This is a genomic window from Trichlorobacter thiogenes, from assembly GCF_900167465.1.
In the GTDB taxonomy this organism is placed as follows: domain Bacteria; phylum Desulfobacterota; class Desulfuromonadia; order Geobacterales; family Pseudopelobacteraceae; genus Trichlorobacter; species Trichlorobacter thiogenes.
The window spans coordinates 109,898-119,730 of the sequence record NZ_FUWR01000012.1; the positions used below are offsets into that span (position 1 = coordinate 109,898).

At 52.7% G+C, this 9,833-nt stretch carries 10 protein-coding genes; 2 read left to right on the forward strand and 8 right to left on the reverse strand.

Annotated features, from left to right (window positions below):
• Positions 1 to 42: 42 nt before the first annotated feature.
• The 6 genes from B5D39_RS11290 to cobO all read right to left on the reverse strand — a co-directional run bounded on the left by B5D39_RS11290 (position 43) and on the right by cobO (position 4,523).
• Positions 43 to 792 (reverse strand): response regulator, encoded by a 750-nt coding sequence (locus tag B5D39_RS11290; protein ID WP_078790578.1) that lies wholly within the window; start codon positions 790 to 792, stop codon positions 43 to 45.
• Positions 789 to 1,526 carry a tetratricopeptide repeat protein gene (locus B5D39_RS11295; RefSeq protein ID WP_078790579.1) on the reverse strand — a complete coding sequence of 246 codons (738 nt, stop codon included), beginning with the start codon at positions 1,524 to 1,526 and terminating at the stop codon, positions 789 to 791. Before B5D39_RS11295 ends, B5D39_RS11290 begins: the two co-directional genes overlap by 4 nt.
• Positions 1,527 to 1,566: 40 nt before the next feature.
• Complete coding sequence (locus B5D39_RS11300; RefSeq protein ID WP_078790580.1) at positions 1,567 to 3,006, reverse strand: lytic transglycosylase domain-containing protein; 1,440 nt, start codon at positions 3,004 to 3,006, stop codon at positions 1,567 to 1,569.
• Positions 3,007 to 3,162: 156 nt separating this feature from the next.
• Positions 3,163 to 3,474, reverse strand: a complete 312-nt coding sequence (locus B5D39_RS11305) for a YtxH domain-containing protein (RefSeq protein WP_078790581.1) — start codon at positions 3,472 to 3,474, stop codon at positions 3,163 to 3,165.
• 2 nt (positions 3,475 to 3,476) lie between these two features.
• On the reverse strand, positions 3,477 to 3,875 hold the full coding sequence (locus B5D39_RS11310; RefSeq protein WP_078790582.1) for a DUF948 domain-containing protein: 399 nt from the start codon (positions 3,873 to 3,875) through the stop codon (positions 3,477 to 3,479).
• A 102-nt stretch (positions 3,876 to 3,977) separates the two neighbouring features.
• Positions 3,978 to 4,523: a cob(I)yrinic acid a,c-diamide adenosyltransferase gene (gene cobO / locus B5D39_RS11315; protein WP_078790583.1), complete on the reverse strand. Its 546-nt coding sequence runs from the start codon at positions 4,521 to 4,523 to the stop codon at positions 3,978 to 3,980.
• A gap of 151 nt (positions 4,524 to 4,674) precedes the next feature.
• Between cobO and B5D39_RS11320 the strand changes: the two genes are divergently transcribed.
• Complete coding sequence (locus tag B5D39_RS11320; RefSeq protein ID WP_078790584.1) at positions 4,675 to 7,653, forward strand: NAD-glutamate dehydrogenase domain-containing protein; 2,979 nt, start codon at positions 4,675 to 4,677, stop codon at positions 7,651 to 7,653.
• Between the two features lie 120 nt (positions 7,654 to 7,773).
• Positions 7,774 to 8,028, forward strand: coding sequence for a YtxH domain-containing protein (locus B5D39_RS11325; protein ID WP_078790585.1), 255 nt, complete (start codon positions 7,774 to 7,776; stop codon positions 8,026 to 8,028).
• Between the two features lie 115 nt (positions 8,029 to 8,143).
• On the opposite strand, the gene B5D39_RS11330 is transcribed toward B5D39_RS11325, so the two are convergent.
• Both B5D39_RS11330 and tnpA read right to left on the reverse strand, forming a co-directional pair.
• Complete coding sequence (locus B5D39_RS11330; protein WP_078790586.1) at positions 8,144 to 9,484, reverse strand: OmpA family protein; 1,341 nt, start codon at positions 9,482 to 9,484, stop codon at positions 8,144 to 8,146.
• Positions 9,485 to 9,578: 94 nt separating this feature from the next.
• Positions 9,579 to 9,833 (reverse strand): IS200/IS605 family transposase (gene tnpA / locus B5D39_RS11335; RefSeq protein ID WP_139366756.1); only part of this gene is annotated, 255 nt, incomplete at its 5' end.

Sequence of the window (9,833 nt, forward strand, 5' to 3'; positions counted from 1 at the left end):
CTGCCGGGGCAGTTTTTGTTTATCTACTCTAAGAAAAAGAACTTAAGCCCGATTACGCAGGTACTTGAGAAACTCTTCCTGGGTTAGCTGTTTTTTGCTGACCAGGTGGGCAATTTCACGGCTCATGGCCTTCTTTTCCCCCTCTTTCAGCTCATCCTTCAGCAGCACAAAGACCGGCATATTGTGGCTATAGGGAAACAGACGGAATTTTTCTAACAGTTCAAAAGCTGACATATCCGGCAACATCAGATTACTGAACGCAAGATACTTGGGATGCAGCGAAACCAGCGCCAGCGCCTCTTTGCCGGTATATCCCTTAACCACTTCAAAACCAACCGCTTCAAGCAGTTTGGAAAGTTTTTCCTCACCGGAGCGGGAGACCACAAGGGCTTGCAGATCCCAGGTTTCCACCTCTTCGGTCAGCCCATACACCGCAAGCCGCTCAGAGAGGTGGTGGTCATCCAGAGGAAGGGTAAAGAAACCGGCCACCGGAAATACGCCCCCCACTTTCCCTTTTTCACTGAGAAATACCGGAAGCACCGGAATATTACGGCAGGCAGGATTACTCTTGATCTGCAGCAAAAGTCCCCAACCGTCCAGTGAATGGGGCGAAATATCCAGCACGATTCCCAACGGACGTTCTGTACCGATCTGATCAACAGCTGCCAAACGGGTCTGATACCCGGCAGCAGCCAGATAGTCACGAATGATCTCATCACGCCCCTGGTCAGGAGCTACCCCCATAATCCAGAGTTCGGGAACCTGCTCTGTCTGAGGTTTGACGCTACTCATCGCCGTACCGTCATCCGCTTCTGCATCCGGCCACCCATGGCAGCCATCTGATGTTTCTGCAGTTGGCCAAGGCTTTCCAGATGAAACTGATACCAAGGATCACCAAAAGCGCGCATTTTCATCTTACGCCCAGCCTGCAGATGCTCCAGATTCTCCACCAGATGGGTATCTCCGGGCAGCTTTTTCAGTCCTTTTTCCAGCACCGCAATCGCCTTGGCTGTTTCACCGCACTCATCCGCCAGACAGTAGGCATACAGGTTCCAAAGCAAGGACTCCTTGCCATTCCACTGAACAGCCTTTTCAAAGGTCCGCTCCATCTTGTCCCGCTTCTGACGCTTCATGTAGCAGATGGCCAGCATTCCCATGGCAGCCCAGTTTTTAAAGAATGATTTTTCCAGATAAGGAAAGGCATTAGAAAAGTCACGACGGATGTAGTAGGCCATACCGATCTGGGAGTTGATCTGATCCGTTACATACAGTTGCCAGGGGCCAAAGCGTAACGCCTCTTTCATCTCACGGATCGCCTTTTCAAAGCGCTGCCCCTGCAGGTCTTTGCCGGCCTGTTCAAGAATAGTCATCAGCTTTGTGCTGATGTAGCGGGAAAGGAAAAAGAAGGCGATACAGAAAACCACCAGACCGATCAGCAGCGAGCCCCACCAGGCCAGCTTGAATCCCAGCATAGCTACAAGTAAAACAACCACCCCAAGGGCAGCACAGATCAAAATCGAATACATGCGGGGAAACCTCTTTGTAGGATAGAAGATGGGGTGTTGGTCACCCTTTGGTACTCACACTTTTTTCTGTTTTGGCAACAACCAGACGCTTGCCCGGCTTCAGTGCAACAGCATGCTTCAGATTGTTCCAGGCAGCAAGCACCTTTACCGAGACCTTAAAACGACGGGACAGGGAATGAAGTGTATCTCCCTTGCGTACTGTGTAATACTGAGCTGCAGCCGCCTCCGCCTTTGCCGTCTCACGCCGGCCTTCCTGAGCAAAATTGACTGACTGCTTCACCGGAATGATCAGCGTACGCCCTGCGATCCGGTCCTTTACTCCCAGACCGTTCAACTCGGCAAGCTCCCCGGCAGTGCTGCCAAACCGACGGGCAAGCTGCTTAAGGCTGTCCTTGCGGGTTGCAGTATAACGGCTGTAGAGGTTCTTTTCACTAAAGTGCTGTTCCGCTGGTATGGCAGCCAAGCCCTGCTCAAAGCGGGCCTTGGTCCCTTTAGGAATCTTCAGTTCGTAGTCAGGGTAGTTGGGGGGGGTACACCAGTGACGCAGCGCAGGATTCAACTCTTTAATACTCTGATAGGTGGTGCCAGCCAAACGCGCCACCAGTTCAAGGTCGGTACGTCCCTTAACCGTCACGGTATCATATTCAACCACCGGTACCGAGGCTATTTCGGTAAAACCATAGCGGGCAGGATCTTTGGCAATAATGGCGGCAGCCAGCAGCTTGGGAACATATTCCTTGGTTTCACGCTTCAGGTATGACCCTTTGGACAGCTCCCAGAAATCGCTGGTATCATATTTATCAATGGCCCGAAAGATCTTGTTCTCGCCAGCGTTGTAGCCAGCCGCAGCCAGATACCAGTCATTATTAAACATGCCATACAGGTCCTTCAGGTACATGGCTGCAGCCATGGTTGCCTTGACCGGGTCCTTACGCTCATCAACCCATTGATCTATCCGCAGCGAGTAGCGGCGTCCGGTTGCCGACATAAACTGCCAGGGACCGACGGCATTGGCCCATGAACGGGCATGCAGCTGAAAACCGCTTTCAATCATTGCCACATACACCAACTCTTGCGGCAACCCTTCCTTACGCAGGATCTCCTTCATCATCGGCAGATAGCGGGTTGAACGGGAAAGCCAACGGGCATAGGTGCCACGCCCCTTGGTCTGAAAAAAGGTAATAAAATAATTAACCTTATCATTCAGGGCAAGCGGCACATCAGCTGCCGGCTCATCATCCGGCAGCGCAAGGTCTGCCAGCGCCTGTGTCCCATCCTTCAGTTCTTCCAGGGTAAACAGGGCCGAACCCTCCCCCTGTAGCGCACCTGCCTGAACCTGAGGCAAACCTTCTGACACCTTGCCAGCTCCGGCAAGGTGTGGTTGCACCAGTTCATTCAGCAACGCCTGGGTTGGCTCACCGGCTGCTGCTGCACTGACGCCAGCAACAAGTAACGCTATGAGAAGCAACAGTTTTCTCATGGTGTGGGGCACCTTTCCCATCGTAAGACTCAAGATGCGGCATTATAGACGTTCCGCAACCTAATGTCAAACGTGCACAACCAGCTGATTTATATACAAAAAGGCGGCCCCATCCAGTGATGGGGCCGCCTTTTACGCTACCACCTGAGCGGCTACTCAGGCGCCCAGCTTCTCTTTTTCTTTCTGAATCGCTTCACGTCCGGCCTCAATGGCAGAAGACAGAATTGACTTCTTCTCCATGATGGTCTCCTTGCCCTCTTCCAGGGTAGCCTTGATTTTATCCTGGGCTTCCTTGGCATATTCCTTGATCTTGTCTACGGCATCATCGGTCAGATCACCAATCTGATCCCGCATTTCACGCCCGCTCTTGGGTGCATACAGAAGCGCCAAACCAGCTCCAAGTGCTGCACCTGCCAGAAACGAAACCAATACGGTGCTTGCGGATACTCCGTTGTCATCTTGTGCCATGGTCATACTCCTTTCATCTTACGTTTAAGATAGTTTTCAAGCAGGTACGTACCGGCAACCTTGACACCGGTTGCCACTGCACCAGCCTGATTCAACAGCCCGGCTACCGCTCCTACGGAACGGTTAATGGTTGTAATCTGGGTACCGGTTTCCCCCAGGGCAGACATAAATTTCTTAACATCATCGGTGTGTTCAGCAACACCGCCACCCACTGTTTTTAACTCTGCCAGGACCTCGTTCAGCTCCTTGATGGTTGGCTTAAGCTCATTGGCCAGCAGGTCTGCCAATGCCGATACCGACTGAGCCGTCTGCCTGACACTCTGGATGGCAGGAATAAGAAACAACACCAGTACAGCAACAGAAATGGCAGCTATCATGGCTGCAACAATACCAAGCGACATCTTGATTACTCCTTTCAGCTCACAGGTCTTGGCCTAGTATACCTGATCTATCCGGTTACGCAAGCATACCAGTACAGCGTAGCCGTCATTCAGATGCCTGATTCACATTTCAATACCGGTGCGAGCTGGCACGCCGGCCTGATAGTAATGCTTCACCTCCCGCATCTCTGTCACCAGATCAGCGGCCTGCACCACCCTGTCATCGGCATTACGACCGGTTAACACCAGCTCAACCCGCTCAGGTTTAATCGCTATCAGCTCCAGCACCTGTTCAACATCAATCAGCCCAAACCCGACGGCTCCGTTAATTTCATCACAGACAAACAGGTCATACTCACCTGAAAGCAGTGCATCCCGTGCCTGCAATAACGCCTCTTGAGCCAGACGGCGATCTTCAGCAATATCCTTCGTATTAACCCAGCCAGGACGACCGGTCTGAATAATGGTAAAATCAGGCCCCAACCTATCGGCAATCAGCTGTTCACCATAGGGACCGCCACCCTTGATAAACTGAAAAAAACAGACCTTCATCCCCCTGCCCAGCGCTCGCAAAGACAAGCCAAGGGCAGCCGTTGTCTTGCCTTTTCCATTACCGGTGTAGATCTGAACGCAGCCTCGCTCCAGACCGTTGTGCTGGTGTTCCTTCATATCTCTGTCTCCTGTGCTTTAACCGTTCAGCCTACAACGAGGGAGAGAGTATACGCTCGGCATCCAAGTAGGGTCAAGGCTGCACTTCCCGTCTTGCCCTATCAAAAATTGAAGGTATACTTGCCTCCAATTCACGTCTACCGGAGGCACGATGCAGCTCTCACAAGCCATGCGCACCGCCTGTCGCACCGCAAGCACCGTTGCACGCCAAAATGCCTGCTGGCTGCAGGAGCAGATGTCCCCGTATTTTTTCCAGGCCCTGGCTGATGAGCCAGAGGCATTGGGAACCCTTGTCCGTGAGATGACGTTGCTGCAGCACAACCGCCACCTGATTCTGGCAGACCGGGACAAGCGGCTGATCATGGCCTGTGTGGACAAACCTGGCTCACTCTTGAACAGCCTGCAACGGGTGGGGGACAGGACTCTGTCCTATGCCATGTTTTCCCACTCCCGCAGCCCGATGCCAGGCATGACGCAAGAGCTGGAAGTACAACGCTTTGAGTTTGACGCTAAACCCAATGCAGCCATTACCGACCAGACGTCACCACCTGTGCCGGCCAGTCTTAAACGCAGTATCCTTAGCGAGCTGGCAACTATTGCCCCTGACCTGCCACGCCAGACTGCGGACAAACTGTTGGCCATCCTCTGGCGGAACAACCCTGAACAGGTCAGGATGTCGCCACCACAGCGGACCGCTTGGCTGATCTGGCTTTTTGAACGGGGTAACGCCAGCGGAGGTCTATTTCTGGACCTGCGTAATGTTGAACATACCGGCATTGCCGAAACAAGGCTCCTGTTTGCTGTAGGCAACCCGCCGCAGGATGATTTTCTACTACAGCTGGTTGAGGTATTCAACCGGCTGAATATCGGCATCCGCCGGGCCTACTGCCTGACCATCACCAACGGCATTCACCCCTACTTCCTGGGTACTTTTTTTATCCGGCACCGTGGAGGTCAGGAGCTGCTACCTGACACGGCACTGGCCAGACAGCTTCAGCAGGAGCTTTGCAACACCCAGATCCTTGATAATTGCTGCCACACCTATCAAGAATGGGTAACTGAAGGTGTCATGCCAGGGGACGATGCTGCCTTGATTAACGCATTTGTGGCATTTTGCCACACCAATCTGGCCCACAACCAGCCAGATCGTTTTGGGTTGGAAGATGTACAAAGCGCCTTCCATGCCCACCCGGAAATGGCAATGCAACTGCTGCGGCTTTTCAGAACCCGTTTTGACCCGACCCTGAACAATCGCAATGCCGCCTATCAGGCCCTGCTGGAAGAAACAACCGATCTGGTTGCAGACTACAACACCGGTCACCGTTGGCTGGATGAGATCCGCCAGACAATTTATCGTTGCTGCCTGCTATTTATCAGTCACACCCTGAAGACCAACTTCTTTGTAATTGAAAAACAGGCCCTTGCCTTCCGGCTGGATCCGGTCTACCTGCGCCAACTGGGCACTGAACTCACCTCTGACCTGCCAGAAACCCTTCCCTTCAGGATTACCTTTTTCTTCAGCCGCTTTGGACACGGCTACCATATCGGCTTCTCGGACATTGCCCGTGGCGGCTGGCGCACCGTCATAGCCCGCAACCAGGATGACACCATAACTACTGCCAACGCGCTCTTCCGTGAAGTCTATGTCCTGGCCCACACCCAACACCTGAAGAACAAGGACATCTACGAAGGCGGCTCCAAGATGGTGTTGGTCATGGATGCTTCAGGACTTGAGCAGAGCGGGCAGGAGCATGAAAACAGCCGTCTCTACAAGCTGCAGTACGGTATCACCAACGCCTTTCTTGACATCTTCACCACCGAGAACGGTACCGTTCGGGACCAGCGGGTGGTTGACTACTACGGTGATGACGAGCCAATCGAAATCGGCCCTGATGAAAACATGCACGATGGCATGATTGAGGCGATCGCATCACTTTCCCGTAAGCGGGGCTATCTGCTGGGGGTCGGCATCATCTCCAGCAAGCGGTTCGGAATTAACCACAAGGAATACGGCGTCACCTCCACCGGTGTGATGACCTTTGCCGAAGTGGTCATGGCGGAGCAGGGGATTAACATCCACCAAGCCCCGTTCAGCATCAAACTGACCGGCGGACCTGGTGGTGATGTGGCAGGTAACTGCCTGCGTATTCTGCTTGACGACTGCCCCAAGGCCAAGGTTGTACTGGTGCTGGACGGCACCGCTGCTGCCTTTGATCCCAACGGCCTTGACCGAAATGAGCTTAAACGGATTACCCTGCAGCAGGATCTGGATGGGTTTGATCCAGCCCAGCTTGGCCCTGGCGGCCTGATGATCTTCCGCACCGGCAAACGGATGGAGGGCTTACGTGAGTTGCATCGCCGGGTAGAACGACTGACAGATGGCTCCTTGCAGGAAAGCTGGGTGCCCCTGGATGACTTCTATCGTGAATACGCCAGCCTGATCTTCACAGTTGAGGCAGACCTTTTCATTCCTGCCGGCGGTCGGCCCGAAACCATTGACGGGCAGAACTGGCAGGAGTTTCTAAAACCTGACGGCACTCCGTCAGCACCAGTGATCATTGAGGGGGCCAACTCATTCATCACGCCCCAAGCCCGCCAACAGTTGCAAAAAGCGGGCGTTATCCTGATGCGGGATGCTTCAGCCAACAAGTGTGGAGTTATCTCTTCATCCTACGAGATCATTGCCAACCTGCTCTTGACTGAAAAGGAGTTTCTGGCCAACAAAGAGCGCTATGTCCATGATGTGTTGGAGATACTGAAAAAGCGGGCCTCAGATGAGGCACGTCTGATCCTGCGCCGTTGGCATGAAGCTGCAGGCAGTCAGAGTTACACTGAGATCTCTGACCTGATCAGCCAGAACATCAACAGTTTTTATCACCGACTGTTCCAATTCTTCACGTCCCACCCGGAGCGATGCCTTAAACCACCCTATAAAGCGGCACTGTTACGACACCTGCCGCAGCTTTTGCAGACCGAACCACGCTTTCGTCACCGGGTTAGCAGGCTGCCAATCAAGTATCTGGCAGCTATTCTGGCAGCAGAGATAGGGGCATCACTGGTCTACACCAGCAACCGCGATGAAGACTTTGAGGAGATGATCCGACGCCACCTGGCACGGGTTAACGCTTGAGAAACAGCTGTTTTTCTTCTTTCTCTGAAAAGGCGACCTGTGCTACAAAGATAGACACTATAGCATCAACATAGCGAATGAATTGAACTAGCTACTCTATCTCATAGAAGGAGAACAACCATGTCCCGTTCCAATGACCATGCCATCACCACCACCCTTCTGGCCCTGGCCTCCGGCGCCTTGCTGGGTGCTGCTGCCGCCCTCCTGCTTGCCCCTGCACCGGGAAAAGAGACCCGCCGTAAACTGGCAGACCTGACAGACGATGCTGGCAAGCGGATCAAAAACTACAGCAAAGAGACCCGCCACAAGATGGGTGGCTGGTGTAAAGGCAAGGGTGAAGACCTGCAGTACGATGGTGGCGATGCCTGGATTTAAGCGGCTTGAGAACCACCAGCAGTAGCTGTGACACCTCTTTACACAAGAGCATGAAACAGAAAAGGCCCTGCCTCTTACGAGACAGGGCCTTCTTTTTAACGTTCACCGATTTAGTCTATTGCTTTGCAGCAGCTTTCTTCTTGGCTACTTTTTTCTTTACTGCCTTCTTAACCGGCTTGGCTGGCTGCTGATCAGCATCAGCCTTAAAGTTTGGAATTTCTTCAAAAGCCGCCTCTATACGACGGTTCTGGGCGCGGCCTTCAGCGGTGGCGTTATCAGCAACCGGCTTGGTCTGGCCAAATCCCTTGGCTGAAAGACGTTTCTTGTCAATCTTGAAGTTTTTAACAATGTAGTCACGGACTGCGTTAGCACGACGTTGTGAAAGTTGCTGATTTGCCTTGGCATTACCCACGTTATCGGTATGACCTTCGATCACACCTTTCAGGTTCTTATGCTCATTGAGGCCGTCACCAACCTGCTTTAACTCATCATAGTACTGCTTCTTAATGATCGACTTGCCGGTATCAAAGTTAACCTTCAATGCCAGACGGGTACCGGCAGCAACTGCTGAAGCCTTTGCAGCAGCAGCTTCTACCACCGGCTCAGTCACCTCTACGCCAGCAACACTGGTGGCTGTCTTGCCACCCTCACCGTTACAGGTCAGAGTGTAGCTGGTATTTGCTGCAGGTGTAATAACCTTGGAACCGGAAGCAGGCACAGGACCAATACCTGGCTGGATTTCACAACCGCTGGTATTTGCGGAAGACCAGGTAAGGGTTGTGGTCTTGCCTTTTTCAAGGGTTGCTGGTTCTGCCGTCAGTTTGCTGGTTGGGGCAGGAGCTGGCGGAGGAGTAACAACCACCGGTGCAGCCTTGGGAGCTACTGCTTCTACCACCGGCTCAGCAACAACAACCGGGGCAGGCGCAGGCTTCGGAGCACCTACAGCGATATGCAGCCCCAGGGTGTACTCCACGTTTGTTTTCCACTTTTTCTCATATTGATAGTTGAGACCTCGCACATCACCTCTCAAGGCAACGTTTTCAGTCATGAACCACTTGGCACCACCACCATAATTTCCAACAAAGCGCTGATCTGGATAGCCGCCAGAAGTAAACTTCAGCCCCCCAGCACCTACTGCTAAATAGGGCACAAAGCTGCTCTTAGGCATAAAATTATAGAGCAGGTCACCACCGTAACGAACCATTTCTGCCTTATTATTAGTTCTAGTACCTTCTGTTTTCAGGTAGTCGATTACGCCTTCTAGTGCCCAGTTTTCAGTAAAATTATACCCTAGGCGGAAACCCAACACTGGAGACGTTTCCAGATGCTGATCCCCTTGGAAGGTATATCCCCCCACATAGGGAGCAAAGGTAACCGTCTCCCCCCTATTTTCGGCAAATGCAGCCTGACTTAACCCCATCAGCAGCAGTGCTGCTACGATTCCTGTTTTACGCATCTGATACTCCTCCTTTCGCGGGTGTAAAAAACCATAAGAGACTAGTCATGACCACCGGCAGAGCCGGTGGCTTGAGGAAAGCCCCTAAAAGGGGCTAAGGGTTTTGGGTGAAGTCCAACTCCTCTTGTTTGTCCAGATGTTCTTGATCTCTTACATACGCCCGGATCATTTCTTCATCCAGGCCGATAGTGCTGGCACAGTAACCACGTGACCAAAAGTGCCGACCGATAAAACCTTTCTTGACCCCTTCGGCCTTACGGTGAATATGAATTGCCGACTTGCCTTTCAAATACCCTATCACCATCGAAACACTGTACTTCGGTGGAATACTCAACACCAGATGGATGTG

What these genes read in the sequence shown, in the direction of transcription:
- B5D39_RS11300 (WP_078790580.1), bottom strand. Translation starts at nt 3,006, where the DNA reads ATGAGAAAACTGTTGCTTCTCATAGCGTTACTTGTTGCTGGCGTCAGT.
- B5D39_RS11290 (WP_078790578.1), bottom strand. Translation starts at nt 792, where the DNA reads ATGAGTAGCGTCAAACCTCAGACAGAGCAGGTTCCCGAACTCTGGATT.
- B5D39_RS11295 (WP_078790579.1), bottom strand. Translation starts at nt 1,526, where the DNA reads ATGTATTCGATTTTGATCTGTGCTGCCCTTGGGGTGGTTGTTTTACTT.
- B5D39_RS11305 (WP_078790581.1), bottom strand. Translation starts at nt 3,474, where the DNA reads ATGGCACAAGATGACAACGGAGTATCCGCAAGCACCGTATTGGTTTCG.
- B5D39_RS11310 (WP_078790582.1), bottom strand. Translation starts at nt 3,875, where the DNA reads ATGTCGCTTGGTATTGTTGCAGCCATGATAGCTGCCATTTCTGTTGCT.
- B5D39_RS11330 (WP_078790586.1), bottom strand. Translation starts at nt 9,484, where the DNA reads ATGCGTAAAACAGGAATCGTAGCAGCACTGCTGCTGATGGGGTTAAGT.
- B5D39_RS11320 (WP_078790584.1), top strand. Translation starts at nt 4,675, where the DNA reads ATGCAGCTCTCACAAGCCATGCGCACCGCCTGTCGCACCGCAAGCACC.
- B5D39_RS11325 (WP_078790585.1), top strand. Translation starts at nt 7,774, where the DNA reads ATGTCCCGTTCCAATGACCATGCCATCACCACCACCCTTCTGGCCCTG.
- cobO (WP_078790583.1), bottom strand. Translation starts at nt 4,523, where the DNA reads ATGAAGGAACACCAGCACAACGGTCTGGAGCGAGGCTGCGTTCAGATC.